Raw genomic sequence first — 24,663 nt, 5'->3', positions numbered from 1 at the left:
CGGGGGTATGAAAGCCTAAGGTTGGCCTAGTCCACCAGCCTCCACAAACCCAACGCCATCTCGGTGGACGAAAAGACGCCCGCTGACTAGGCGCATCTTCTCCGGAAGCCCATAGCGTTTGCCCTTTAGGTGAATCAGACGCCCCTGGGTGGTGAGTTCCCGGACGATCTCCCGGACTTTTTTTCTTTCCTCAGAGGGGATGTGAAGGGAGTGGTAGATCTCCCGCAGAAGAAGGGGGCGCCCCTTTTCTTCCATGACCTTCAGAATGCTCTCTTTGGTGGGGATTTGGGGGGAGGGTTTTTTCTTGGTGCGTTTTTTTCCCATGCAGGCCCACTATAGACGTTGTTCTCCATCAAGACAACAGTTTCTCCCTTAAGGGTTGTATTTTTCCCGGAAGTTGAATAAATGCCCTCTTTCTTGTATAGGCCAATTCTTACAGGGGCCTGCTATTTGCTAGGTAAGGCTTAAATTGAGCCCCAACCCCTTAAAGTTAAGGAGGAGAGATGGACTCAGAGCACAAAATCCTTCTTCCCGAAGATGAACTTCCCCAGGCTTGGTTTAACATCATTCCCAGGCTCCCTAAACCACCGGCTCCGCCCCTTGATCCTCAAACTGGCCAACCTCTTGAGCCAGAGGCCCTTCGGGCTATTTTTCCTCAGGCTCTCATCGACCAGGAGATGAGTCCTGAGCCGTGGATAGAGATCCCGGAAGAGGTTCGGGAGGTTTATCGCCTTTGGCGGCCGACCCCACTGCGCCGGGCCCGAAACCTTGAAAAGGCCCTCAAGACCCCGGCCAGGATTTATTACAAAGACGAAAGTGTCAGCCCTCCGGGTAGTCACAAGCCCAACACAGCCGTGGCCCAGGTCTATTACAACAAGAAGGAAGGCATCCGACGCTTGGCCACGGAGACCGGGGCCGGGCAGTGGGGAAGCGCCCTTTCATTTGCCTGCAAACTTTTTGGTTTGGATTGCACGGTCTATATGGTCAAGGTGAGTTTTTATCAGAAACCTTTTCGCAAAAGTTTGATGCACATCTGGGGGGCGGAGGTCTTTCCTTCCCCGACAGAACGAACCCAGGCTGGCCGGCGAATACTGGCCGAGAATCCACAGACTGGCGGGAGCCTGGGAATAGCCATCTCTGAGGCCGTAGAGGATGCCGTCACCCACGAAGACACCAATTATGCCCTGGGTAGCGTACTCAACCATGTTCTTCTTCACCAGACGGTCATTGGACTGGAGACTCAGAGGCAACTGGAGTTGTTAGGGGAGCGTCCTGATGTTCTCATTGGTTGTGTCGGAGGGGGAAGCAATTTTGGAGGTTTTGTCTTCCCCTTTGTGGGAGAGATCCTCAAGGGACGCCTTTCGGCCGAGGTAATAGCGGTAGAGCCAACATCTTGCCCTACCTTGACTAAGGGGCTTTACCGCTATGATTTTGGCGATACCGCTGGCCTCACTCCCCTTCTCCTCATGCACACCCTGGGCCATACCTTTGAGCCCCCTGGCATCCACGCCGGAGGGCTTAGATATCACGGAGATGCCCCTTTGGTCTGCCAGCTTGTGGCCGAAGGTCTGGTGAGCCCTCGGGCCTATCCCCAAAATCCCTGCTTTGAGGCGGCCGTCCTTTTTGCCCAGACCGAAGGGATCATCCCCGCTCCGGAGACCAGCCATGCCATCCGGGCGGCCATAGACGAGGCCTTGAAAGCCAAGGAGAGCAGGCAGGAAAAAGTCATAGTCTTTAATTTCAGTGGCCATGGTCACTTTGATCTGGCGGCCTACGATGATTTTCTGGAGGGCAAACTGGAAGACTACGAGTATCCTGAAGAAAAGATCCGCGAGGCCCTGGAAAAGTTGTCCAAGTTTCCCTCGGGCATTTAAACCAGAGATTGACTTTAGGGCCCAAAGGCAATAAAAAGCTTCGTTATGACTGAAACTAGGTGGTCGTGTGAACCCCCGGCGCTTCGCATCGGAGACTTGGTGGCTCCGGTGCCGATTGTCCAAGGGGGCATGGGGGTGGGAATCTCTCTGGCCGGACTGGCTTCAGCCGTAGCCCGGGCTGGAGGGGTGGGTGTAATCTCTGCGGCCTTGGTCGGAGTCTTTGAAGGAGAGGCCTTCTTTTTCAAGAATCCTACCGAGGCCAATATCCAGGGCCTCAAACGCCAGATCAAAGAGGCCAAAGAGGCGGCTCCAGGGGGCATCATTGGAGTCAACATTATGGTCGCCCTGACAGACTTTGAACCCCTGTGTCGAGCGGCCTGTGAGGCCGGGGCAGATATTCTCTTCTGTGGGGCTGGTCTTCCCCTAAATCTTCCGGAACTCCGACCCGAGGGCTCCAGGACGAAGCTCTCTCCTATTGTTTCCTCGGCCCGGGCCGCCCAACTCATTGCCAAACGCTGGTGGACAAAGTACCGCTATCTGCCTGATGCGGTGGTTGTAGAAGGGCCCAAGGCTGGAGGACACCTGGGATTTTCCCCGGACAAAATAGAGGCCGAGGAGTCTCGACTTGAGAGACTAACCCCGGAGGTCATAGAGGCTTTAAAGCCTTATGAAGACCTGGCCGGCCGTCCTATTCCGGTAATCCCCGCCGGAGGTATCTACACTGGTCGGGATATCTATTACTATATCCATAAATTGGGAGCTGCCGGGGTCCAGATGGCCACCCGCTTTGTGGCCACCTATGAGTGTGATGCCTCTGAGGCCTTCAAAGAGGCCTATATCAAGGCCAGCCAAGAGGATCTGGCCATTATCAAGAGCCCTGTGGGGCTGCCGGGGCGGGCCATTCGGGGCACCTTTATTCGTGAGGTCGAGGCCGGGAAGAAGACCCCTTACAAATGCATCTATCACTGTCTCAAGACCTGTGATTACCGTAAAAGCCCTTATTGTATTGCAGCGGCCCTTATAAACGCCCAGCGAGGACGCCTGGAGGCTGGTTTTGTCTTTGCTGGGGCTAATGCCTGGCGGGTGGATAAAATCATCTCCGTCCAAGAGCTTATCGACGAGCTTATTGAAGAATACTGCCAGGCCCGAAGGGAGGATCAGGGCCTCGAGTAGAAGCCACCAGGGAGGCTCTGTGCCTATCATCACCCTGACTACAGATTTTGGTCTACGGGATTCCTATGTCGCCGAGATGAAAGGGGTCATCCTTTCCCTGTGTCCGCAGGTCACTCTGGTCGATGCCACCCATGAAATCTCTCCTCAGGATATTGTCGAAGGGGCCTTGGTCCTGGCCTCTTTTTATCGCTTCTACCCTGCAGGGACCATTCATTTAGCGGTCGTTGATCCTGGCGTAGGTGGGCCCCGGCGCCCTATTGTCGTTCAGGCCGGAGGTCATCTTTTTGTTGGCCCGGACAACGGACTTTTTGCCCTGGTTCTTCAGCGTGAAGGCGATTTTTCTGCCTATGAAATCCGTCATTCAGACTATCTTCTTCCGGAGATAAGTACCACCTTCCACGGCCGAGATGTTTTTGCTCCGGTAGCCGCCCATCTTGCCCGGGGCCTTGACCCCCAAAGGCTTGGCCCTCTTCTTGAGGACCTTGTCCGTCTGGACTTTCCCCTTCCCCGAAAAGAAGGCCATCGAATAATAGGTCAGGTGATCCATGTAGATCATTTTGGCAATCTGGTAACCAACATCCCCGCAACCTTTCTTGAGTCTCTAAGGCCCAGTGAGACTGTGGTCGAGATTGCCGGCCGAAGGATCCTTGGCCTTAAAAGGACCTATATCGAGGTCCCTCCGGGGGTGATTTTGGCCCTGGTCGGAAGCCATGGTTTCCTAGAAATAGCCGCCAATCAAACCTCCGCAGCTACGACCCTAGAGGCAGGTCGGGGAGCTCGGGTATTGGTTCATCAAAGACCCCCTCAAGGTTAAGCAGAAAACGCTTAAGTTCAAGGCCTCCAGAAAACCCTCCCAACCCCCCTTTGGCCACGACCCGATGACAGGGTACCAATATGGGCACCGGATTTTGGGCCAAGGCCATCCCTACGGCCCGGGCTGCCCTGGGGCGGCCGATTCGACAGGCAAGTTGACCGTAGGTGATGGTAGCCCCGAAGGGAATCTCTCTTAAGGCCCTCCAGACGATTTCCTGGAAGCTGCTTCCCCGAAGATCAAGAGGAATCTCAAAGGAAACCGGCCTTCCCGAAAGATAGATCCTCAGCTGCTCAAAAAGGAGGTCGGCCAGCGCTTCCTCTGGGGGCAAGAGCGCTTTTGCCCCTAAAAGGGGCCTCAAACGGCAGAGCCCTTTGGGGCTAAAAGTGGCCCTTATAAAAAGAGGTGGGATAGCAAAGGATGTTTCCAGAACACTAGGGCTCATCCCTTAAAAAATTTAAGGGATGAGCCCCGGGTGGCAAGATCTGTCAAAAGGATCCTAAAAAGATGATTTCTTTCGGCGACGGACCAGTCCCAGTAGCCCTAGTCCGGATCCTAGTAGGGTCAGGGTTGCGGGTTCGGGTATGGGGTGGACATCGAGGGCATCGACATTTACTGGGAGGTGTGGGTCGAAGTAGAGTCCGCCGATGCCAAGTGCGCTATAGAAGTAGATATTGTCTCCGGTGGGGTCGAAGTTTCCTGGCGCGAGAGAGAAGAAGATGGTGTCACTGGTGAAGATGTCATGTCCCATATCGAAGCTATCTGTGCCGCCGAGGAGGTCAAAGACGATTAGGGCATCGAGCTGTTCTTGGCTGGGGTCAAAGCCGACGATGGGGCCAAAGATGTTGTCATCAAGGTAAAGGGAGAAACCTCCTGAAGGGCCTCCTGGGGAGACATAGATGTCACCGCTGTCAAGGGTGGCTGCTCTCTCTACAGAGAAAAAGGCTGATCCAAAAGCAGGGGAAGGGAATGGGTTAGGGTATGGTGGGTAGTGTTCTCCTGATTCTAGGGCGTCAAGGTCATATTGTTGGAGTCCGAGGTCTCCTTCATCATCGTGCACTTTAGGTCCCAGTACTTGGTGAGGGGGGTTGTTTGGGAAGTGGCCGTCCAGGGAGCCGGTTCTTGGGGGGGGTGGGCCGTTGATGATCCACTCGTAGAGATCGGAGTCTCCGTCGATGGAGAAGATCATGTGGACGGGTCCCAGGAACATGGTTGGCAGGTCCACATAGGGGTGCTGGGCAGAGGAGAGAGCGTCTACCTCGGCCTCCTGATCCACAGCCCCAAGATCAATGGTAGAGCGATAATAGAAACTAGAGTCTTCGTCGGTTTTATATATGTCTCCATTACCGCCCCCAGGAGCAGAATCAGAATCCGTTGAGAAATAGTGACTCCCGTCATTGGGGCCGGCCAGAACCGTACCACTTAAAAGTATCAGGGCCATAACCAAAAGAAAATAAATAAGTTTTTTCATGTTTGCCTCCTCAAAAATTGAAACTAAAAATTTTTCTGCCCCTTACGAAGATATCACCTCCTTATTTAGGAATATTCCCTCTTTTTGGCAAAATTCATTCCAAAGATGATCCACCAATCAATCACAAAAAAATAAATAAAAAAGTCAAACGTCAGAGTAGGTTAACCAACTTCTCCGTTTTTGATAGGTTTTGTTTATTGGTGGGAAAAGTTTTTCTCAGGATGAAAATTTTTTCCTCTTTTTTAGAAAAAGTTTTTTTCTGGGCCCCTTTCTGGTAAAGGACTTGGCAGATTCAGCTTTGAGGAGGCCAGGGATGATTGCCGTTTATTCGCTTTCAGAGCCTGAAGGCAAAGAAAGACTCAACAGCCTCTTGCGCCGCTTCTCTTCAGAGGGAGGCGAATACGAAGCCCGAGTTCGAGAGATCCTTGACCAGGTTCGGACCGAAGGGGATACGGCTCTGGTGGACTATACCCGGCGGTTTGACTGTCCGGATTTCCGGATCGAGGATCTTCGGGTGGACCCCGAGGAGATAGAAGCCGCCTTTTCTCAGGTAGAGGTCTCTTTCAGAAAGGCCCTTGAGGTCGCTAAAGGCAATATTGAGGCCTTCCATCGTCGTCAGTTACCTCAATCCTGGATTGAGACTAGGCCGAATGGAGCCATTGTCGGTCAGCTCGTTCGTCCTGTCTCTGCCGCCGGGCTATATGTGCCTGGAGGCAAAGGGGGAGAGACCCCACTGGTTTCCACTGTCCTGATGAACGCTATTCCGGCCAGGGTAGCCGGAGTAGAGCGCCTAGCCATGGTCACTCCACCGGACAGACAGGGGCGGATTTCTCCCTATCTTTTGGTGGCCGCCTCTCTGGTAGGTATAGAGGAGATCTACAAGGTTGGTAGCGCTTGGGCCATTGGGGCCCTAGCCTACGGGACGGAATCCATACCGCCGGTAGAGGTTATCTGCGGTCCAGGTAACATCTACGTCGCTCTGGCCAAGCGCCTAGTGGCCGGAGAGGTAGGGATAGACTTGGTTGCCGGACCTAGTGAGATCCTGGTTGTGGCCGATGAGAGTGCTGATCCGGATCTGGTGGCCGCTGATCTTCTCTCTCAGGCCGAACACGATCCCCTGGCTCTCTCCATCCTGGTGACCACCAGCCCTTCTCTGGCCGAGGCCGTAAAAGAAAGGCTTCCGGTGAGGCTTTCCTGGTTGCCTCGGAAAGAGATCGCTCAAAGGGCTCTCAGGGATCGAGGGGCGATCTTCCTGGCCCAAGATTTGGAGGAAGCCCTGAAGGTGGCCAACCAGATTGCCCCCGAACATCTTGAACTCCTGGTGGCCGACCCCTTTGCCCTGTTGCCTCTGGTTCGCAATGCCGGGGCCGTTTTTCTGGGGCCCTTTAGCCCCGAGCCAGTGGGCGACTATCTGGCCGGCCCTAATCATGTTCTCCCCACCATGGGGACGGCCCGCTATGCTTCAGCCCTCTCGGTGGACAATTTCCTCAAGAAGACCAGTCTTATATTCTATCCGGAGAAGGCCCTACGGGTAGAGGCCGAGGCTATGGTCCGGCTGGCTGAAACCGAAGGTCTCACGGCTCATGCTGAGGCCGTAAGGGTACGTTTAAAGACCTGATCCCCTTGCCCCGAACTTAAATCTAGGATGCAGATCTTATCTTTTGATCTTCTCAGCCCGGATCTTCTGCGTACTCAGACACCACGCCGTCTCCTCGTCCAGGTGGGAGAGACCCTTTTGGCCACAGTAATTGGGCGCGACGACGAAGGCCTTTTGGTTTCGGTAAAAGGTAAGCTTCTCAGGGCCCAGGTGGAAAACGAAGAATTTCCTCCGGGCAGCCGTCTCCGTCTGGAGGTGCTAGAGGCCGGCTCACCGGTCAAGCTCAAACTCCTGGAAAGACTTCCGCCAGAGGGAAAAAGCGATGTCCTCTTCCAGGCTCTAAAGGCCTTTAAGGAGGCCCTTGCCGGAGGTGCTAAGGCTATTGAGGGCTTCCAGCCGGCAACCGTCTCCTTGAGGGAATTTTTCTCTTTCTCCGGCCATCCCCAGCCCCTTAAACTTCTTCTCTCTCAGGCCTTGGCAGAGGCTCCGGAGGCCTTCCCTGCCCTCTTAAGGGCCGTCCTTAAAGAGATTAAAAAAGAGATCAAAGATCCCGCTCTCTCTAAGGCCTCCTCTTTGAGGTCGGCTTCAAGAACAGCCTCTTTAGATCCCAAAGGGGCCTTACCTGCGCAACTCAATCAAAAAGTCGAAGACCTTTCAGAGCCGAAGGGGCAAGGTCAGCCAAAAGGCTCTTTGGCCCCAGAGGTCTTAAAAGGAGACAAATCAGTCTCGTCTTTCTTGCCGGCAGACAAGGGCCAGAGATCTCTTAAGGCTCCTCAGCCCAAAGAGGGATTATTTTTGAAAGAGTCGACCCCTCCTCCGACCAGAAGCCTCCAGGAAATAGGACCTCCGGCCCTGGAATGGACTTCAAGGGCCCTTATATCTAGACAACAGCCAGGATCCACCCCTTCTCGAGGGGATTCTCTATCCCCAGGAGGGTCTCTTTTTCAAAAAGGCCCTCCGTTAAAAAGTCTGGAGCAGGGGGAGACTCCCCAGGTCCAAGAAAGAGGCCCTTTTTCGACCAAACCTAAAGGGAAAGAGCCCCCCTTGCCGGAGAATGGTTTAAAGTCTGATCCTCGGCCCTCTTTCTCTAAAGACCTCTCTTCTAAGGCCTCGGCCTTGCGGGGAGAGCCGGTTGGATTTCGCGAGGGCCTTTGGGAGACGGTCTCTAGTCTGGCCCAATTACGGGACCTTCTCTCGGCGGCCCTGGGCTTTAGCCCGATTTTTATCCCCTTTTGGTTTAAGGAAGGGGGTCAGGGTTATCTGGCTGCCTTCTCGGAGAAGAAAGGCCAGAGGCCCATTAGGCATATTCTCTTCAACCTTTCACTCTCTGCCCTAGGGGAGCTGGGTATCGAGGTTCGCCTGGAGGCCGAAGAGATTCTTGATCTCGAGGTCCGCGTTAGTCATTCTGCGGTTGAGGCCGTGGTTCGTCCGGCCCTTCCCGAGCTCCTGGAAAGGCTCGAACTTCTTGGTTATCGGATTTGCAAGGTCAGGGTTATGGTTGCTGCTCCTGATCCGCTGCTGGCCCGTTTGGGTCAGGAGCCTCAGAGACTTTTGAGCCTGTTTGCCTGATGAAGAGAAACAAAGCTGTTGCCCTGAAATATCGCCCCCAGAAAGATCAGGCCCCGCGGGTGGTAGCCAAGGGGGCCGGGCTTCTGGCCGAAAAGATCCTTGAGGCCGCCCGCCAGGCTGGGGTGCCGATTCGGGAGGAGCCGGACCTTCTGGAAATCCTCTACCGTCTGGAGATAAATGAAGAGATTCCCCCCGAGACTTATATCTTGGTAGCCGAGATCCTGGCCTGGGCCTGGCGTCTCAACGGGCGCTTGAGGGAGACCCGGGGCCCCTGAAGCCAGTCCTGAAAATTCTCCAAGTCAACACTTGATAAACCTCTTAAAGACCACCTCGAGAGGCCAACCAAGCCTTTAGAGCACTTTGGCGATAGAGGGCCTCTTTGAGCCGGATGAGCGGTATCTCGCCTTGGCTCAGATCTTGGGCAATGAGCTCTACGGCCTCGATGGCCCGCTCCAGCCGGTGACAGACCAGAAGGAGATCATGTCCCACATAAAAGGCCCCCTCCGCAGCCTCGGCCAGGGAATAGTTTCTGGCGATGGCTCCCATCTCCAAATCGTCACTTAAGAGAAGGCCCGAGAACCCCAGCCCTTTCCGGAGGATGCTGACTATTTTTCGGGAAAATGTCGCCGGTTGCTCGGGATCGATAGCCGGGTAGATGACGTGGGAGGTCATTATGGCCGGGACAGAAGCGGCTATGGCTTGGCGGAAGGGCTCCAGCTCGCGGGAGATAAGTGTTTCACGTGAAACATAGGCCTTGGGAAGTTCCTGGTGGGGATCCAGGTTGGCCTCGCCTAGGCCTGGGAAATGTTTGGCACAGGTGGCTAGGCCCTCTTTGGTCATGGTCTTGATGTAGATTCGGGTCAACCGCCCGACCCAGGCCGGATCTCGGCCAAAAGAGCGCTGGTAAATAAAAGAGACCGCCCCCTGGGTGGCCAAGTCAAGAACGGGGGCCAGGTTCATGTTGATTCCCATCCGCCGGAGGCAGGCGGCCCTCTGAGTAGCCACAAGCCTTATGGTCTGCTCTGGCCGAGGGCCGTGGCCTAATTGGTGGGCCGATGGTATCGGGCCACAGATTTCCTTCAGCCTCTGAACCGGGCCCCCTTCTTCGTCCACCATGATCAGAGGGAGTTCTTGGTCTGAGGCCAGACAGCTCTCTTTTAAAGCCTGGACGAGAAGATGGCCCTGCTCAGCAGAGGTCAGGTTGCGGGAGAAGAGAATAAAGTTGCGAAATCCGTACTCCTGAATCCCTCTTCTCTCATCATGGCTCAGTTCTTCTCCCCGAATTCCGACCACGAAAAGACCGGCGACGCTTCTTATGAGTTCGGGGCCCATTGTTTAACCTCGTTTAAGATCTCCTCGATCAAACCGATTATCTCTTTGGAGGTGGAGTTTTTAAGCCTTTTTCTAGACTAACAGAGTTCTGGTCGTTGGAGAAGCAAGAGTTCTTAAAGTGACATTTGTGTTACGATTACTTCTTTTTTGTTAAGTGGAGAACCTTCTCTGCCGAAAAGGCTGAAGAGACTCCAAGTGCAACTATACAATCAAAAATAGTGTGGAGGGGGAAAATGTTTTATAAAAGATTTTTCCGCTTAACTATTGCCAACAGGTTAAGAATTTTCATCTCCCTGGGGATGATTGCCCTGACCTTGGCCTCAGTCTTTATCGCCTATGAAAAGGGACGAAGACTCCTTTTTGAGAGCTCTTTTGAACATCTTGTCTCTCTCCGGGAGGCCAAATCCCAGGAAATTAAACACTATTTTGAGTATCTTATGGACAACATCCTGATCCTGGCCAGAAGTAAAGAGGTCCGGGGAGCCCTTAAGGGCTTTTCGCAGGCCTTTTATGAGGTCTCTGAGGTTATCAGGCCAGATGAGGCCCGCCAACGTCTTAAGAGTCACTACAAACGCTCTTTTCTTCCCCGGATAAACACTGAAGTCCCTGGAGCGGCCCCTTTAAGGGGAGTGGAAGAGCTTCTTCCTCGGGCCCCGGAGGCTCTGGTTCTCCAATATCTCTATATCCATGAGGACCTTAACCCCAGAGCTGAGGGAGAAAAACATCGTCTGGGTTCTGTCTCCCTCGACACGCCCTACAACCGCCTCCATGTCCGCTATCATCCCTGGTTTGAGGAGGTCGTTAAGGGGCTAGAACTCTATGATCTTTTTCTCATCGATTCCCGGGGTAATGTAGTCTATACAGTCTTTAAGAAAAAGGATTTCGCCACCAATCTCTTAAACGGTCCCTATGCTGGAAGTGCCTTGGCTCAAGCCTACAAAAGGGCCCTAAGGAGCCCTGCAGGGGTGGTCGTGGTTGAGGATTTTGCCCCTTATACACCAAGCTATAACTTGCCAGCGGCCTTTATGGCCACCCCAATCCTTGAATAAGGGCAAAAAGTGGGAGTCCTCTGTGTTCAACTCTCCATTGCAGCCATTGATGAGATCATGAGCTTTCATAAACGCTGGCAGGAGGTTGGCCTGGGGAGGACAGGAGAAATCTATCTAGTGGGGCCGGATGGTTTCATGCGCAATGACAGTCGCTTTCTTGACCAGCTGGGGCCGGCAGTCAAAAGGCTCGGCACCAGTGTCGGAATCATCAGGGTGGATACCCCGGCCGTAACTAAGGCCCTTGAGGGAAAAAAAGGAGCTGAGATAATCACTAATTATCTAAAGATCCCGGTTCTTTCGGCCTTTGCTCCCCTGGATCTCCCCGGAGGGCTCCGCTGGGCCATTGTGGCCGAGGAGGCCCAAGAGGAGGTCATGATCGGTCCCCACCGTTTGGCCATCTATCTTTTGGGATCCGGAGCCATTTTGGGTCTGCTCTTTCTGGCCTTTATGGGCTTTGTGGTCGACAGATCGGTCATCAGGCCCCTTAAGGGATTGGTGACCAGCCTTAAGGATTCTATCGCCAGCGCTGACCTAACCCGGGAGATCTCCGATACCAGGGTCAACTGCTCAGAGATCCAGCAGTGCGGTCAAGAGACCTGTCCTTCATTTGGTCGGGAAGGTCAGTGCTGGTATGAGACCGGCAGTTATGCCCAGGAAGTCCACTGTATCAAACTCAAAGACGGCACCTATCGGCTCTGTGACGAGTGCCCGGTGTATCGCCAAGCCATTGTCACTGAGATCGATGAGGTAACCACCTTCCTTCAAGGTTTCTTTAGGCGCTTGCGCGAGCTTCTGAACAAAGTTCGCCATCAAGGTGAGCGGGTGGTCGAAGAATCCGAGACGATGATCAAGGCTGCTGAAAAAATGACCGAAACTGCAGAGGTTACCCGAGAACGCAGCCAGAGTATCAATCAGGCCTCCCAGGTGGCCAGCGAAAATGTTGCTGGTATGGCTGCTGCCCTGGAGGAGATGACAGCGACTATCTCTGAGGTCGCCCGCAATACCACTGAAGCCAACAATGTCGCTCAAGAAGCCGCCCAAGAGGCAGAGGCTACCCAAAAGGTCATTGCCCACCTCAAAGAGGCCTCGGGCAAAATCGGTCAGATCAGCCATCTTATTGGCGAGATTGCTGAGCAGACCAACCTTTTGGCGCTGAATGCCACCATCGAGGCGGCCCGAGCCGGTGAGGCTGGCAAGGGCTTTGCCGTGGTGGCCGGTGAGGTCAAGGAACTGGCCCAACAGACCAGCCAATCTGTAGAGCAGATCGATCAGGTGGTCCGGGGGCTTCAGGAGCGGGCCACCGAGGCCGTGGCTGCTGTAGAGAGGATCGTCTCTGTAATCCAAAAAGTGGCAGATTTTTCTACCAACGTAGCCACCGCTATTGAGGAGCAGACTTCAGTTATAAATGAGCTTAGTGGAAATGCCCAAAGCGTAAGCAGTGAAGTCAGTGGGGTCAACCGGATGAGTGAGGAAATCGTCTCCATGATTACCGAGGCAACCAGCGGGGCCAGGGAAGTAGAAACGGCGGCCAGAGGGCTTCGCCACCTCTCTGAGGAACTCGAAAGAGAGCTTCAGACCTTCCGCATCTAGATCCTTAAATAAGAAGCCTTAGTCAGAAATAAAGAAAGGGGTGGATCTACCCCTTTCTTTATTTCTGGAACTGGTAAGTCTTTTGGACTTTTCAATTTGCTTCGAAGAATTCGGTGTCAGGGGAGATCTGTTTCTGGTTGAGTAGCCCCGGATGTCTCCTCTTCAGACTCTTCCTCTAAGTCGAGGCTTCCGGCCCTGAAGGTGACCTGACCTTCCTTAAGGTAGAAGGTACCTAATTCCAAGGGATGATTGACGGTGTGCTCATAGTCGGCAATTCCAATTCTCACTCCGGGAAAAACCCTTCCTAAGACCTTTAGGGTCGTTTGGCGGAGGGTTCGGACATGCTCCCGCAATTTCCTCTCTTCGCCTTTAAGTTTTTTAGCCTCGGCCTCTAACTTGGCTAGAGTTTCTTTTATCTTCTCAAAAAGAGGAACCTTCTCTGGGGGAAGTCGACCCTCTTTGAGGAGCTTGGCCCCTGCCTTAAGGGCCTTATAGAGGGAGGTCATCTGGTCTTCTAAGACGGTCAGCCGGGCCCGGACGTCTTCGAGGCGCTCAGAGAGGCTGCGGTCAAATCCTACTCGTATAATAGTGCTAACGTGGGCGCTGCTCCCTAGGATTCTGACCTCGGCTGAGCCCCGTACGAGACACTCTCCCCCGACGATAGTGCCTACACCTTCAGTGACGATGAGATGACCACCAACCTCGCAGAGAGGTTGAAGGAGATAATCGGTGACCTTAAGATCTCCACAGACAAAGATCTGGGAGTATTCTAGGGCACCAATGGTTGCCTCACCCTGACATTCGATCCTCGTATCCTCACCATGAATAAGGCCGGTGATGACAAGATCTCCCTTGACCCTAATGTTGACGTTATCTTCAACACCTCCCCGGATCTCCAAGTCTCCAGAGGATTCGATCTCAAAGCCCCGGTGGACCATGCCGTTTATGATCAGCCTTTCTCCTCGAAAATGGATATTGCCTACGTCCCAATTGACATCGGAGTTAAGCTCAAAGACTGGAGTGACCTTTAGCTTTTCGCCCTCAGCGATGACGGCTCCCTCGATCTCTGAGACCAAGAGAAGCCCCTCTTCATCTGGAGAAAGTCCGGCACCATAGCGGAAGGGTACATCTTTGCCTGGAAAAGTCGGCAGGGGCTCGCCGAAGACATTCATCCCGGGGCTACCCTGTCCGGGGGGAATCTTTCGAGCCACTGGCTGGCCGGCACTTACACAGACAACGGTGTTCATCTCTCGAAGATCTACCCGATCCTTGCCTTCTTCTCGGGGGCCCTTTTCCAGATCTACGAGAAGCTCGATTCGGGCATCTTCTCCCTTGACCGGAGCCTTGCCCCGGGCTACTACCAGACGGCCCCCTTCGGCCTCTGGTTCCTCTAGGAGGCCAAAGACTATGCCCAGACGCTTGAGTTCTTCTTTTAAGGCCGGGTAGTCTTCAGGGATGAGATCCGGCCCGGGGGCGTCTTTACGAAGGAAGGCCTCCAGTTCATCCGGGCTGACAAAGACCCGGAACCGGCCTTCTAAGATGGGTATGCCTTCCTTAGCGAGTTTTTCTCGTTCTTCACGGCCAGCCATCTCCTTTAACTTTTCGGTCTTTAATGAGAATCCTTGAGAATTTCAAGAAAAAGCAGGCTTACAAGAATCGGGTTTTGGTTAGGTCTTCTTCCAGCTCTTTTCTTCTCCTCGAAGCAGCCGGGAGATGTTTTCCCGGTGGCGCCACCAGATGAGGGCCGCCATGATAAGGGCTAAGATAGTTACGGGGAGATTTTGGCAGAGGAGCCAGACCAGGGCTGGCATGAGAAGGGAGGTGATCAGAGAGCCGAGGGAAACATAGCCGCTTTTGGCGACTACGGCTACAAAGAGGGCTATATTAACAAGAAGGGCCAAGGGACAGAGAAAGATATAGACCCCTACGGCTGTGGCCACTCCTTTGCCTCCCCGGAATCCCAGATACACTGGATAGAGGTGACCCAGAAAGGCTGCCAATCCTACAGCTGCTGGCAGGACGAAGCGAATCTCTGTCGGGGCCAGCTTTCCGGCCAAATAGACGGGCAGAGCTGCCTTGGCAATATCCAGGATGAGGGTCAACAGCCCCCAGGGTTTGCCTACACAGCGGGCCACATTAGTGGCTCCGATGTTCCCTGAGCCCATCCGGCGGATATCGCGGCCTTTGAGGAGCCCAATTATAAGGCCAAAAGGAATGGCCCCTAGAAGATAGGCCAAAAGTATGGAGACCAGGGCACCTGGGGTGAAGAGGCTTTCTATCATTTGCGCCCGAGTGTAATATCAAGGGGCTGGTTGAGGCAAGGGTCTAAGTGAGCCAGAGATGATCTAGTAGGGGGGAGAGATGGCGGCTGTGGTCAGATTGGAGAGGATTCGCAACATTGGTATCATTGCCCATATTGATGCCGGAAAGACCACCCTTACCGAGCGTATCCTTTACTATACTGGCAGAATCCATCGCATGGGTGAGGTCCATGAAGGGGCTGCCCAGATGGACTGGATGCCCGAGGAACAGGAACGAGGAATCACTATCACCTCGGCAGTGACGACCTGCTATTGGCAGGGCTACGAGATCCACATCATCGATACTCCCGGTCATGTAGACTTTACCATCGAGGTGGAGCGTTCCTTAAGGGTGCTTGATGGGGCCGTGGGGGTCTTCTGCGCGGTGGGAGGAGTGGAGCCCCAAAGTGAGACTGTCTGGCACCAGGCTGACAAATATCGCGTGCCCAAGTTGGCCTTCGTCAACAAGATGGATCGCTTGGGGGCCAGCTTCGAAAAGGTTCTTGAGGAGATGCGCCAGAAGCTAGGGGCCAAACCCTTGGTACTTACCTTCCCATGGGGAACAGAGGCCGACTTCAAAGGAGTAGTGGATGTCGTTCGTCAGGAGCTCATCCTCTGGGATGAGGCCAGCCAGGGAGAGAGATATTCCTATCATCCAGTGCCCGAGGAGCTTCATCCTCAACTTCAGGTTTATCGAGAGGCTCTCCTTGAATCCTTGGCCGATATCGACGAAGCCCTTATGGAGAAATACCTAGCCGAAGAAGAGATCTCCGAGTCGGAGATCCACCAGGCCATCCGGCGGGCCACCTTGGAGCTCAAGGGGGTGCCAGTCTTTTGCGGGGCGGCTTTGAAGAACAAAGGGGTTCAGCCCCTACTCGATGGCATCATTCGTTATCTACCAAGTCCTCTGGATGTCCCTCCAGTAAAAGGCCTTAATCCTCAAACCGGAGACATTGAAACCAGGCCCCCGAAGGACAAGGCCCCGCTTTGCGCCTTGGCCTTCAAGGTTCAGATGTTTGAGGGGCGTAAGATGGTCTATATGAGGGTCTATTCCGGGGAGCTTCGGGTGGGGGAGACCGTTGTCAATGTGGGCAAGGAACTTCGGGAAAAGGTGGCCCGGATATTTCGGGTCCATGCCAACAAGAGGGAGCGCCTTGATAGGGCCGGTCCAGGGGCGATCGTCGCTGTTATGGGCCTCAAGGCTACGGCTACGGGAGATACTTTGGCCGATCCCGATCACCCCATCCTTCTTGAACCAATTGAGACCTACGAACCGGTAATCTCCATTGCCGTCGAGCCCAAGACCCGAGCCGACGAGGAAAAAGTCCACCAGGTGTTGGCTAAGGTGGCCGAAGAGGATCCGACCTTCAGGGTCCGCTTTGACGAAGAGACCGGTCAGACCATTGTCTCCGGCATGGGAGAGCTCCATCTGGAGGTCATCCTCCAGCGAATCAAGCGGGAATATCATCTGCCTATTAATGTAGGCCGCCCCCAGGTAGTCTATCGGGAGACTATCACCCGGCCGGCAGAGGTCACCGAAGTCTTTGATCGGGAAATTGCCGGTCTTAGACAGCAGGTGGAGGCTACGGTCTCCGTGGCCCCTCTGGCTCGGGGGAAGGGCCGAAGGGTACGGGCCGAGATCCCTCCGGAGGCCACTTCGGCCGAGGTTTTAAAGGGACTGGTTTCTACCCTTTCTCAGGCCCTTGAGGCCGGAGTGAAGGGTTATCCGGTCTGGGATGTAGAAGTCGTTTTAAAGAGACTTGCGGCTTCTGAAGGAGCCGGTGATCTGGCCTTAAAGGCCGCTGCTTCGGCGGCCCTCAAGCAGGCCCTCGAAGAGGCGGTCCCCGTACTCCTTGAGCCCATTATGGCCTTAGAGATCCTTACTCCCCAAGAGTTTATGGGGGAGATAATCGGCGATCTTACTGCTCGGGGGGGGCGAGTGGAGGCGATTGAGGCCCGCGGACCGGTTCAGGTCGTCCGGGCAGAGGCCCCTCTTTCTCGCCTTTTCGGTTATTCGACGGCCCTGCGCTCGGCTAGCCAGGGCCGGGCCACCTTTACCATGCGTTTTTCCCGCTATGATGTGGTTGATGAATCTTCATCAACTCATTGAAGGTCGTCGGCCTTTTTGTTAACCAACAAGAAATGAGACTTATCCGGCATCAGGAAATCTCCGAGGCAGTGGCCTGTCTGGCTAGGGAGGCCAATGTGGAGTTGCCTTCTTCTGTAGAGAAGGCCCTTCAGGGGGCCCTCAGAAGGGAGGAGTCAGCCACGGGTCGTCTGGCCCTTTCGATCCTCCTGGAAAACGCCCATCTGGCCAAGAAGAACCGCCTACCCCTCTGCCAAGATACCGGGGTGGCGGTGGTCTTCGTCCGACTGGGAAGAGAAGTTCGCCTGGAAGGAGATCTTTACCAGGCCATCCACGAGGGGGTAGCCAAAGGTTATAAAGAGGGCCTTCTGCGGGGCTCGGTGGCCGATCCGCTGACCAGAGAAAATACCGGTGATAATACTCCAGCTGTGGTCCATCTGGAGATGGTTCCGGGAGAGGACCTCACCTTGACTTTCCTTCCCAAAGGCTGTGGTAGTGAGAACATGAGCGCTATCAAGATGCTCCCGCCTTCTGCCGGCCGACAGGGCATCATAGACTTTGTGGTTGAGACGGTTTCGGCTGCCGGCGCCAATCCCTGCCCCCCGGTGACTATTGGAATTGGGCTGGGGGGGGATTTTGAATATGCGGCCCTTTTAGCCAAAAAGGCCCTTTTGAGACCACTGGGGAGCCGCCATCCCAGGGAAGACGTTGCTCAGCTAGAGGAAGAGATCCTCCACCAGGTCAATGCTCTAGGTATTGGTCCTCTTGGTTTTGGTGGTCGGGTGACGGCCCTTTCAGCTCACGTGGAGCTGGCCCCCTGTCATATTGCCAGCCTGCCGGTAGCGGTAAACATCCAGTGTCATGCGGCCCGGCTTAAAAGTATTGATCTGTGAAGGCAATGATCGATTTACCCGTCAAAAAAGAACTTCTTTTTCCCCTTGAAGATCGAGATGACCTTAAGGATCTGGTGGCTGGGGACTGGATCTTTATCTCCGGAGCTATCTTGGCCGGACGGGATCAAACCCACCGGAGGCTGTTGGAAGTCCTCGATCAGGGAAGGTCCCTGCCCTTTGATCCTTCCGGTCAGCTTATCTACTACGTTGGTCCTACCCCGGCGCCTCCCGGACGCCCCATTGGCTCGGCCGGGCCGACTACCAGCTATCGGATGGATTCCTATACCCCCAGACTGTTAGAGATGGGGATTGTGGCCACTATGGGAAAGGGGCCCCGGGGGGCTGAAGTCCGGGAGGCTATGCTCAGGTATCAGGTGGTCTATCTGGCCGCCATTGGGGGAGCTGGGGCCTATCTTTCTGGCTGCATCAAGGCGGCTCGGGTCCTGGCCTTTGCTGAGCTTGGCCCAGAGGCCCTTTATCTTCTGGAGGTGGAACGTTTTCCGGCAGTAGTCATCAACGATCTGGCCGGCAGGGATTATTACCAGATGGCCCGACAAAGGTGGCAGTCTTGAGGGAGGCCAAGGAACGCTTTTATCGAGGCTGGATCCAGCGTCCAGATCTGGTCTCCTTTCGGGTGATTGTTAAGGAGACGGATCTCTTCATCTTGGCCGAAAGGGAGCTGACCAGCCAGATCACCGGCGTTGTAATCCGCTTAAGAGGCCAGATCGAGGCCTATATTCGAGAAAATCCGGTCTTTTTAAAGACTCTTCTCCCTCTCCCAGAGGATCCTCTGGCCCCACCTGTGGTTAGAAATATGCTCAAGGCTGCTCAGGCCGCTGGTGTCGGCCCCATGGCAGCCGTGGCTGGAGCCATTGCCGAGGCCGTGGCTAGAGAGGCGATTGAGGAGGGATGGACCCAAGAGATTCTGGTAGAAAACGGAGGAGACTGCTTTTTAAACGGCCGTCGAGAGGCTGTGGTGGCTATCTATGCAGGGTCCTCTCCCTTTACAGGTCGTCTTGGCCTTCGCATTCCAGCCGACCTTATGCCCCTTTCGGTCTGTACATCCTCGGGGCGAATCGGCCATTCTTTGTCTCTGGGGCAGGCTGAGGCTGTGACCGTTCTGGCCAAAGAAGCAGCTTTAGCTGATGCTGCGGCCACGGCCATTGGCAACCTAGTCCGCAAGACTGCTGATATCCCCAAGATCCTGGAAGAAAGCCTGAATATTCCGGGTCTTCTGGGAGTGGTGGTCATTGTTGGGGATCGGATCGGGGCCCGAGGTGAGGCCGTAGAGCTGGTCCCCTTAAGCCGGAGGTGAACATGCTTGTCAAGGGTAAGGCCAAACGATTGACTATTTATGTTGATGAAGGCGATCGTTATCAAGGCCAACCAGTCTATGAGGCCATAGTCAAATTTCTCTTTAAACACAAGGTCTCGGGGGTGACCCTCTTCCGGGGGATTGCTGGCTATGGGGCCGATGGGGTCTTTCATTCCATAAAGATCCTGAGACTCCATGAGGCCTTACCTATTATGATAGACATCATCGAAAGGGAAGAGATCCTTGAAGAGATTCTTCCAGAGCTTGAGGCCATGGTCACCAAGGGCTTAATAGTGACCTCAGATGTGGACGTGATAAAATGTAGTCAATGTCCCGAACGCTAAGGTCTTCGTTTCTCGCCCTTCTTATCCTTGTGATTTTTGCCCCGTTAGCCTATGGGATGCTTTCTATCCCTGAGGAGCGCCAGCTTGGGGGAAAGATCCTTGAGCAGGTCGAGGCCCGTTTTACCTTGGTGCATGATCCAGTAATTGTCGGCTATGTGGAGAAGGTTGGCCGCCGGGTCTTGGCCCATGTCAAGCCTCGCTATTTTCGCTATCGCTTCTTTGTTGTTAAGGACCGTAGCCTTAACGCCTTTGCTGCTCCGGGAGGTTTGGTCTTTGTCCATACAGGGCTCCTTGAGGTCCTTGATAGCGAAGATGAGCTGGCCGATGTCCTGGCCCATGAGTTTGCCCATGTCCAGTGTCGTCATGTAGCCAAAAGGATCGAAAAGCTCACTAGGCTCAATCTGGCCACTGCCGCCGTAGCCATTGCCGGGGTCTTTTTAGGCAAGGGTCAGACGGGATCAGTGCTTCTTTCTACCAGTAGCGCCTTGGCGACGACCATGGCCCTGAAATACAGCCGGACCGATGAAGAGGAGGCCGATCGGGTTGGCTACGAGTACATCCTGGCCTCGGGCTACGATCCGCGAGGCCTTATCAGCATTCTTAAGAAGATGCAGCGCCATCGTTGGCTGGTCTCTGACAATGTCCCCAGTTACCTCCTCACCCATCCGGGGAGCAGTGAACGTCTGACCTACCTTGAATCCCTCATCGAGAATTTCCCTCCCCGAAGGATTGTCTCCCGTGATCCTTTTGAGCTACGGCGGGTTCAGATGAGGGTCCGGGTCTTAACCCACGATCCATACCAACTTATTGCTCGCTACGAACGGGAGCTGATTGACAATGCAGATGATCCTTTACTCCACTATGGTTTAGGTTTGGCTCTTCTTAAGGCCAAACAGTACCGCCGGGCCATCAAAGAGCTTAAAGTCTCTGTAGAGCTTCTACCCCAGAGGGAGGAGCTCCTGGCCGATCTGGGACAGGCCTATCTTGAAGGGGCCAGATACCAGGATGCCATCAGAATCCTCAAACCTTACACGGAACGCTATCCTTTGGATCTTTTGGCCCGGCTTAACTTGGCCAAGGCCCTGGCCCAAGTGGGCCAGGAGAAAGAAGCCATCGATATCCTTGAGGAGCTCTCTAAGCGGCTTCCTGAAAACAGTGAGATCTACTATCGTCTGGGCTGGGCCTATGCCTCCCTTGGTCAGGAAGGTCGGTCTCACTTCTATTTTGCCCGCTACTATAAGACTCGAGGAGATCTGCCCACGGCCATTTATCACTATCAGAAGGCCGCCCGCCTTCTGACCAGCGATGATCCTCTGGCCAAGGAGGTGACCCGAATTCTTAAGACCGCCACTAAAGAGACTCCTTCAGAGAAAAAGGGGCACCATAAGCGGTGAGGCTTCTGGGAATAGATGCCTGCCGACAAGGATGGTTGGTCGCTCAGGCTATCCTTAAGGGCCCTTCGGTCCTTGAGGGCCTCTCCCTCAAGGTGGTCCTTTCCCTTAGGGATGTTCTTCTAACCTTAAGCCCCCCGGCCACGGTGGCCATCGATATCCCGGTGGGCCTCCTTGACGATCCCTCTCCTGGCGGGCGGCCGGCTGATCGTTTGGCCCGCAGGCTCCTTGGCCATCCGCGGGCAAGCAGCGTCTTTAGCCCTCCTCTGCGGTCGGCCCTTAAGGCTCGAGACTATCAAGAGGCCCGCCGCTTAAGCGGGGGAAGTCTTAACCGACAAGCCTATAATCTTCTCTGTCGGATACGGGAAGTCGATGAGCTGATCCCTTTCTTGCGACCGGGAGTTTTTCTCTATGAGGTCCATCCAGAGGTCTCCTTTTGGGCCATGGCCCTTGCCCCCCTTGGGGAATCTAAGAGGTGCAAGGGGGGCCGTCTGAGGCGCCGCCAGATTCTGGCGGCAACAGGAATCTTTCCCCCCCGGTCTCTTGAGGCCGCTCCTTCCGGGGCGACGGTTGATGATCTCCTCGATGCCTTTGCAGCCCTCTGGACGGCCTGGCGGATTGCCCGCAACCGGGCCCGCTGCCTTCCTTCAAGGCCCCTTAAGGATGGTTGCGGCCAACAGATGGCTATTTGGTTCTAGGGGCAGAGGGGTGGCCGGTCAAGAAGGTGTTTATAGAAGGCCTGAGGGGCCAGATCCGGAAAATTCGCTCCCTGGGCGACAAGATGACGTCTTACCTCGACGCAGAGGTGGCACTTGCCTACATAGCCCTTTTCTTGAGGTTCAAAGCCATAGTCGTTCATAGCCATCTTAGCTAGTCCATATGGACCGGATTCAAGAAGGATCTTTATCAAGGGGCGGTCTTCTCCGTCAAAATTCCTGACAAAGTGGTAAAGATCATCGAATCGACCCAATGACAGCCCGCCACAGAAAAGAGGAATGTAATTTCGATAAGGGTCAAAATGGGCATGGCGGGAGAAGATGATCTCCTGAAGGCAGTTCTGCCCGGCAAAGTGATGGAGGGGATGTTGTTCGACCAGCCCTCCCAGAAGGATACCGGCCCGTCCTCCTGAAATGAGGCCGTAGCCCTTAAAAAAGATACGTCCAGTCTGGTGCCGCCCGAACCGCTTCAGATAGTCGGAGAGCTTCACCGGATGTTCTCTGTCAAACCGGGAGATAATGTCAATGAATTGGGGTAGGTAAACGATGACATTTTCTGGGCCTAGGATGGATTGGGCTATTTCGATGGCCTTAAGGGAGACCTTGAGGGGAATGGTCTCTGCATGAAAGGGGCTTACACTGATAAGTATCCGTTCCAGACCGGCCTCTTTGAGAAGACGAAGTTGTTCCCGGCCTCGCTCTTCATCTATGGCCCAGCCACCATTGGTCTCTACATATTCCAAAAAAAGCCCCAACTCTTGGGTCTTGCTGACAGCAAAAAGGAGAAGATCAAAATTCAAAAATGGCTCTCCCCCGGCCAGATGAATTCCCCGGGGGTGTTTCCAGACCCGCTTTATCCCCCGAAGAAGTTCCTCCAGGTCCTCTGGGGTCATCCAGTCAGGCCATTGAGGCCCCCCGGCATAGAGGCAGTGGCGGCAGGCGCACTGGCATCGATAGCTGAGGATTATGCCGCCGGAATCTATAGCTCGTAGATAATAAGGCATTTTAGAGTTTTCGTAATCGGGCCTGTTGGCGTCGCTGCTTTTTAGGGAGCTTTTTCCCTCTAGGAGGGTGCGAAAGGCCTTCGTCTTCCTCTTCTAGGCCTTTGAGATCAAAGTAGATGGCCATCTCCAGGCGGGCCTCAAACTCTGGGGAGGAGATACTCGCCGCCCCAAATCTTTCGGCATACTGGCGGATCTCCCGATCAGAGGTGACCACTACTGCCCGTTCTCTTTCTCTTTTGGCCATCTCTTTGATAACCTCATCGGCTCGTTCTCCTGCTCGGGAGTAGATCACCCTGATACCCCTTATGATCTGCCTCTGGCGTTTGGCCTCTGGGGAACCCCAGGCATCAAAGACCACGGTGATCTGATGCCCCTTGACCTTCTTGTAACGCCAGAGGAGCTCAAGCAAGGCCTCCCGGCCACTTTCTATGGCTTCGGCTTCAGCCGCTCGCAGCTGTGGGGACTGGCGGATAAGATTGTAGCCGTCAACAATTATATGGATTCCCAACTGGCTTCACCTCCCAAAGACCGAAGCCGGTCGATGATCCGGGAGAGTTCTTCTGGAGAATGAAATTCGATAAGGAGGCGTCCCTTCTTTCTGCCGGAAATGATCTGTACCCGGGAGCCTAGGATTCGAGACAGTTCTTCGGTGAGGGCCCGGAGATTGGGATCTTCAGAGGCCCTTGGGGCAGCTCGGGAGGCCTCTCTGCGGATGAGTTGCTCCAGTTGGCGGACAGAAAGCCCCTTTTTTATCGCTTGGTCCCGGAGGGACCGTTGTCTGTCCGGATCGTCCACAGCCAGAAGGGCCCGAGTATGTCCCATAGAAAGGCGGCCTTCAAGCAGGTCTTCCTTCAGGTATTCTGGGAGTTTGAGGAGTCGGAGAAAATTGGCTATGGTGGAGCGATCTTTACCCACCCGCCTGGCCACCTCCTCCTGGGTGAGACCAAATTCTTCTATCAGTCGGGCATAAGCCTCTGCCTCTTCCAGGGGGTTGAGGTCTGCCCGCTGGATATTTTCTATCAGGGCCAATTCCATGACCTCGGCTGGGGAGACGTCCTTGATGACCACTGGTACCCGCTCAAGGCCGGCCAGCTGAGCGGCTCGCCAGCGCCTCTCCCCGGCTATGAGCTCATAGGCTCCGGGAGAGATCTCTCGGACGACTAGAGGTTGAATCAAGCCCTTTTGCCTGATGGAGGCAGCTAGTCCTTCAAGGGCCTTCTCATCCAGACGCTTGCGAGGTTGGTAAGGATTGGGCCTGATGGCCTCCAGAGGGCAGAGAAAGTAGTTTTCTTGAGGTTGGGGGCCAAAAATCTCTTCTGAGGGCAACAGGGCATCAAGGCCTTTACCCAGAGGCTTTCTTTTTTTCACGCCGGATCAACTCCCTTTTGAGAAACTCTTTGGCCAGCTCAAGATAGGCCATGGCTCCTCGGGAATGAACGTCATAGAGAAAAATAGGCTTACCATGACTGGGGGCCTCGCTCAATCGGACATTGCGGGGAATGACGGTCTGGTAGACGAGCTGGCCAAAGTGGGCTGTTACCTCTTGACGTACTTGGTGCGTGAGGCGATTGCGACCATCATACATAGTGAGCACCAGCCCCTGGATGAAGAGCCGGGGATTAATGGTTTGTTTGACCCGACGGATGGTCTGAACCAGGAGCCCCAAGCCCTCTAGAGCGTAGTATTCACACTGAAGGGGAATGATCACCCCGTGGGCCGCCGAAAGGCCGTTTATGGTCAAAAGCCCCAGAGAGGGTGGGCAGTCGATCAGGCAGTAGTCAAAGTCTCCATAGAGCTTGGAAAGGCCCGTAGCCAGCCGGCGTTCGCGTCCCTTAAAACCGAGGAGCTCTGCTTCGGCCCCGATGAGATCAATCCGGGCCGGAATCAAGAAAAGTCCCGGGATTTCGGTTTCTTGAAGGAGTTCTTGGGGACGGCAGCGGTTAACAAGGAGATGGTAGAGGTGGCCATTCAGGGATTTTCGATCTGCCCCCAGGCCGCTGCTGGCGTTTCCCTGGGGATCAGCATCCACCAGAAGGACCTTTTTGCCCAAGATGGCCAGCCCAGCGGCCAGGTTGACCGCTGTAGTTGTCTTACCAACCCCCCCTTTTTGATTGGCGATGGCAAAGGTGCGCACGGTGTTTCACGTGG

At 54.6% G+C, this 24,663-nt stretch carries 25 protein-coding genes; 15 read left to right on the top strand and 10 right to left on the bottom strand.

The genetic code is table 11. The features are described from left to right. Positions 1-15 precede the first annotated feature (15 nt). Entirely contained in the window at positions 16-324 is a 309-nt protein-coding gene (locus ACXJJX_RS04120; RefSeq protein ID WP_456432393.1) for a hypothetical protein, read from the bottom strand. 179 nt (positions 325-503) lie between these two features. Here ACXJJX_RS04120 and ACXJJX_RS04115 point away from each other — a divergent pair, with 179 nt between their 5' ends. Genes ACXJJX_RS04115 through ACXJJX_RS04105 form a run of 3 tightly spaced genes read left to right on the top strand, consistent with a single transcriptional unit; the run spans position 504 to position 3,861 of the window. After that, positions 504-1,874 (top strand): TrpB-like pyridoxal phosphate-dependent enzyme, encoded by a 1,371-nt coding sequence (locus ACXJJX_RS04115; protein WP_456432392.1) that lies wholly within the window; start codon positions 504-506, stop codon positions 1,872-1,874. Positions 1,875-1,919: 45 nt separating this feature from the next. Beyond that, the gene (locus ACXJJX_RS04110; RefSeq protein ID WP_456432390.1) at positions 1,920-3,047 is read left to right on the top strand and encodes an NAD(P)H-dependent flavin oxidoreductase; all 1,128 of its coding nucleotides are present in this window, start codon (positions 1,920-1,922) and stop codon (positions 3,045-3,047) included. Between the two features lie 19 nt (positions 3,048-3,066). Then, a complete protein-coding gene (locus ACXJJX_RS04105; protein WP_456432388.1) occupies positions 3,067-3,861 on the top strand; it encodes an SAM hydrolase/SAM-dependent halogenase family protein in 795 nt (264 codons plus the stop codon). On the opposite strand, the gene ACXJJX_RS04100 is transcribed toward ACXJJX_RS04105, so the two are convergent. Further along, positions 3,797-4,189: a methylated-DNA--[protein]-cysteine S-methyltransferase gene (locus tag ACXJJX_RS04100; protein ID WP_456432386.1), complete on the bottom strand. Its 393-nt coding sequence runs from the start codon at positions 4,187-4,189 to the stop codon at positions 3,797-3,799. The genes ACXJJX_RS04105 and ACXJJX_RS04100 overlap by 65 nt on opposite strands. 168 nt (positions 4,190-4,357) lie before the next feature. After that, positions 4,358-5,329, bottom strand: a complete 972-nt coding sequence (locus ACXJJX_RS04095; RefSeq protein ID WP_456432384.1) for a PEP-CTERM sorting domain-containing protein — start codon at positions 5,327-5,329, stop codon at positions 4,358-4,360. A 313-nt stretch (positions 5,330-5,642) separates the two neighbouring features. Here ACXJJX_RS04095 and hisD point away from each other — a divergent pair, with 313 nt between their 5' ends. Genes hisD through ACXJJX_RS04080 form a run of 3 tightly spaced genes read left to right on the top strand, consistent with a single transcriptional unit; the run spans position 5,643 to position 8,770 of the window. After that, positions 5,643-6,947, top strand: coding sequence for a histidinol dehydrogenase (hisD, locus tag ACXJJX_RS04090; protein WP_456432382.1), 1,305 nt, complete (start codon positions 5,643-5,645; stop codon positions 6,945-6,947). A 27-nt stretch (positions 6,948-6,974) separates the two neighbouring features. Further along, positions 6,975-8,495, top strand: a complete 1,521-nt coding sequence (locus tag ACXJJX_RS04085; protein ID WP_456432380.1) for a hypothetical protein — start codon at positions 6,975-6,977, stop codon at positions 8,493-8,495. Next, the gene (locus ACXJJX_RS04080) at positions 8,495-8,770 is read left to right on the top strand and encodes an EscU/YscU/HrcU family type III secretion system export apparatus switch protein (RefSeq protein WP_456432378.1); all 276 of its coding nucleotides are present in this window, start codon (positions 8,495-8,497) and stop codon (positions 8,768-8,770) included. The genes ACXJJX_RS04085 and ACXJJX_RS04080 overlap by 1 nt, the downstream gene beginning before the upstream one ends. 43 nt (positions 8,771-8,813) lie before the next feature. Here the strand turns inward: ACXJJX_RS04080 and nagZ are convergent, their stop codons facing one another. After that, positions 8,814-9,827: a beta-N-acetylhexosaminidase gene (gene nagZ, locus ACXJJX_RS04075; RefSeq protein ID WP_456432376.1), complete on the bottom strand. Its 1,014-nt coding sequence runs from the start codon at positions 9,825-9,827 to the stop codon at positions 8,814-8,816. Positions 9,828-10,060: 233 nt separating this feature from the next. Between nagZ and ACXJJX_RS04070 the strand changes: the two genes are divergently transcribed. Together ACXJJX_RS04070 and ACXJJX_RS04065 are read left to right on the top strand one after the other, a co-directional pair. Beyond that, positions 10,061-10,876, top strand: coding sequence for a hypothetical protein (locus tag ACXJJX_RS04070; protein WP_456432374.1), 816 nt, complete (start codon positions 10,061-10,063; stop codon positions 10,874-10,876). A 9-nt stretch (positions 10,877-10,885) separates the two neighbouring features. After that, positions 10,886-12,466, top strand: a complete 1,581-nt coding sequence (locus tag ACXJJX_RS04065) for a methyl-accepting chemotaxis protein (RefSeq protein WP_456432372.1) — start codon at positions 10,886-10,888, stop codon at positions 12,464-12,466. Positions 12,467-12,582: 116 nt separating this feature from the next. On the opposite strand, the gene ACXJJX_RS04060 is transcribed toward ACXJJX_RS04065, so the two are convergent. Together ACXJJX_RS04060 and plsY are read right to left on the bottom strand one after the other, a co-directional pair. Further along, positions 12,583-14,055: a flagellar assembly protein A gene (locus ACXJJX_RS04060; RefSeq protein ID WP_456432370.1), complete on the bottom strand. Its 1,473-nt coding sequence runs from the start codon at positions 14,053-14,055 to the stop codon at positions 12,583-12,585. A gap of 78 nt (positions 14,056-14,133) precedes the next feature. Beyond that, positions 14,134-14,748, bottom strand: a complete 615-nt coding sequence (plsY, locus tag ACXJJX_RS04055; RefSeq protein WP_456432368.1) for a glycerol-3-phosphate 1-O-acyltransferase PlsY — start codon at positions 14,746-14,748, stop codon at positions 14,134-14,136. A gap of 79 nt (positions 14,749-14,827) precedes the next feature. On the opposite strand from plsY, the gene fusA reads away from it, so the two are divergent. Genes fusA through ACXJJX_RS04020 form a run of 7 tightly spaced genes read left to right on the top strand, consistent with a single transcriptional unit; the run spans position 14,828 to position 21,493 of the window. Then, positions 14,828-16,876, top strand: coding sequence for an elongation factor G (fusA, locus tag ACXJJX_RS04050; RefSeq protein WP_456432366.1), 2,049 nt, complete (start codon positions 14,828-14,830; stop codon positions 16,874-16,876). 32 nt (positions 16,877-16,908) lie between these two features. After that, positions 16,909-17,745 carry a fumarate hydratase gene (locus ACXJJX_RS04045; RefSeq protein WP_456432364.1) on the top strand — a complete coding sequence of 279 codons (837 nt, stop codon included), beginning with the start codon at positions 16,909-16,911 and terminating at the stop codon, positions 17,743-17,745. A 5-nt stretch (positions 17,746-17,750) separates the two neighbouring features. Then, complete coding sequence (locus ACXJJX_RS04040; RefSeq protein WP_456432362.1) at positions 17,751-18,317, top strand: FumA C-terminus/TtdB family hydratase beta subunit; 567 nt, start codon at positions 17,751-17,753, stop codon at positions 18,315-18,317. Then, the gene (locus tag ACXJJX_RS04035; RefSeq protein ID WP_456432360.1) at positions 18,314-19,060 is read left to right on the top strand and encodes a UPF0280 family protein; all 747 of its coding nucleotides are present in this window, start codon (positions 18,314-18,316) and stop codon (positions 19,058-19,060) included. The genes ACXJJX_RS04040 and ACXJJX_RS04035 overlap by 4 nt, the downstream gene beginning before the upstream one ends. A gap of 2 nt (positions 19,061-19,062) precedes the next feature. Next, positions 19,063-19,404 (top strand): DUF190 domain-containing protein, encoded by a 342-nt coding sequence (locus ACXJJX_RS04030; RefSeq protein ID WP_456432358.1) that lies wholly within the window; start codon positions 19,063-19,065, stop codon positions 19,402-19,404. Then, on the top strand, positions 19,389-20,798 hold the full coding sequence (locus tag ACXJJX_RS04025) for a beta-barrel assembly-enhancing protease (RefSeq protein ID WP_456432356.1): 1,410 nt from the start codon (positions 19,389-19,391) through the stop codon (positions 20,796-20,798). Before ACXJJX_RS04030 ends, ACXJJX_RS04025 begins: the two co-directional genes overlap by 16 nt. Further along, positions 20,795-21,493 (top strand): DUF429 domain-containing protein, encoded by a 699-nt coding sequence (locus tag ACXJJX_RS04020; RefSeq protein WP_456432354.1) that lies wholly within the window; start codon positions 20,795-20,797, stop codon positions 21,491-21,493. Before ACXJJX_RS04025 ends, ACXJJX_RS04020 begins: the two co-directional genes overlap by 4 nt. On the opposite strand, the gene ACXJJX_RS04015 is transcribed toward ACXJJX_RS04020, so the two are convergent. From ACXJJX_RS04015 to ACXJJX_RS04000, 4 genes are read right to left on the bottom strand one after another with little or no spacing between them, the layout of a single operon-like run. Next, positions 21,490-22,515 carry a radical SAM protein gene (locus tag ACXJJX_RS04015; RefSeq protein ID WP_456432352.1) on the bottom strand — a complete coding sequence of 342 codons (1,026 nt, stop codon included), beginning with the start codon at positions 22,513-22,515 and terminating at the stop codon, positions 21,490-21,492. The genes ACXJJX_RS04020 and ACXJJX_RS04015 overlap by 4 nt on opposite strands. Position 22,516: 1 nt before the next feature. Then, on the bottom strand, positions 22,517-23,023 hold the full coding sequence (locus ACXJJX_RS04010) for an NYN domain-containing protein (RefSeq protein ID WP_456432350.1): 507 nt from the start codon (positions 23,021-23,023) through the stop codon (positions 22,517-22,519). Continuing rightward, positions 23,008-23,883 (bottom strand): ParB/RepB/Spo0J family partition protein, encoded by an 876-nt coding sequence (locus ACXJJX_RS04005; RefSeq protein WP_456432348.1) that lies wholly within the window; start codon positions 23,881-23,883, stop codon positions 23,008-23,010. The genes ACXJJX_RS04010 and ACXJJX_RS04005 overlap by 16 nt, the downstream gene beginning before the upstream one ends. Beyond that, positions 23,858-24,649: a ParA family protein gene (locus ACXJJX_RS04000; RefSeq protein ID WP_456432346.1), complete on the bottom strand. Its 792-nt coding sequence runs from the start codon at positions 24,647-24,649 to the stop codon at positions 23,858-23,860. Before ACXJJX_RS04000 ends, ACXJJX_RS04005 begins: the two co-directional genes overlap by 26 nt. Positions 24,650-24,663 lie beyond the last annotated feature (14 nt).

The organism is Thermosulfuriphilus sp. (genome assembly GCF_054026695.1).
This window is presented reverse-complemented; position numbering and strand designations above follow the sequence as displayed.

Excerpts from the sequence above, each read along its gene's own strand:
- ACXJJX_RS04120 (WP_456432393.1), bottom strand. The coding sequence starts at position 324 with ATGGGAAAAAAACGCACCAAGAAAAAACCCTCCCCCCAAATCCCCACC.
- ACXJJX_RS04115 (WP_456432392.1), top strand. The coding sequence starts at position 504 with ATGGACTCAGAGCACAAAATCCTTCTTCCCGAAGATGAACTTCCCCAG.
- ACXJJX_RS04110 (WP_456432390.1), top strand. The coding sequence starts at position 1,920 with ATGACTGAAACTAGGTGGTCGTGTGAACCCCCGGCGCTTCGCATCGGA.
- ACXJJX_RS04095 (WP_456432384.1), bottom strand. The coding sequence starts at position 5,329 with ATGAAAAAACTTATTTATTTTCTTTTGGTTATGGCCCTGATACTTTTA.
- hisD (WP_456432382.1), top strand. The coding sequence starts at position 5,643 with ATGATTGCCGTTTATTCGCTTTCAGAGCCTGAAGGCAAAGAAAGACTC.
- ACXJJX_RS04085 (WP_456432380.1), top strand. The coding sequence starts at position 6,975 with ATGCAGATCTTATCTTTTGATCTTCTCAGCCCGGATCTTCTGCGTACT.
- ACXJJX_RS04080 (WP_456432378.1), top strand. The coding sequence starts at position 8,495 with ATGAAGAGAAACAAAGCTGTTGCCCTGAAATATCGCCCCCAGAAAGAT.
- nagZ (WP_456432376.1), bottom strand. The coding sequence starts at position 9,827 with ATGGGCCCCGAACTCATAAGAAGCGTCGCCGGTCTTTTCGTGGTCGGA.
- ACXJJX_RS04070 (WP_456432374.1), top strand. The coding sequence starts at position 10,061 with ATGTTTTATAAAAGATTTTTCCGCTTAACTATTGCCAACAGGTTAAGA.
- ACXJJX_RS04060 (WP_456432370.1), bottom strand. The coding sequence starts at position 14,055 with ATGGCTGGCCGTGAAGAACGAGAAAAACTCGCTAAGGAAGGCATACCC.
- plsY (WP_456432368.1), bottom strand. The coding sequence starts at position 14,748 with ATGATAGAAAGCCTCTTCACCCCAGGTGCCCTGGTCTCCATACTTTTG.
- fusA (WP_456432366.1), top strand. The coding sequence starts at position 14,828 with ATGGCGGCTGTGGTCAGATTGGAGAGGATTCGCAACATTGGTATCATT.
- ACXJJX_RS04045 (WP_456432364.1), top strand. The coding sequence starts at position 16,909 with ATGAGACTTATCCGGCATCAGGAAATCTCCGAGGCAGTGGCCTGTCTG.
- ACXJJX_RS04040 (WP_456432362.1), top strand. The coding sequence starts at position 17,751 with ATGATCGATTTACCCGTCAAAAAAGAACTTCTTTTTCCCCTTGAAGAT.
- ACXJJX_RS04030 (WP_456432358.1), top strand. The coding sequence starts at position 19,063 with ATGCTTGTCAAGGGTAAGGCCAAACGATTGACTATTTATGTTGATGAA.
- ACXJJX_RS04025 (WP_456432356.1), top strand. The coding sequence starts at position 19,389 with ATGTCCCGAACGCTAAGGTCTTCGTTTCTCGCCCTTCTTATCCTTGTG.
- ACXJJX_RS04015 (WP_456432352.1), bottom strand. The coding sequence starts at position 22,515 with ATGCCTTATTATCTACGAGCTATAGATTCCGGCGGCATAATCCTCAGC.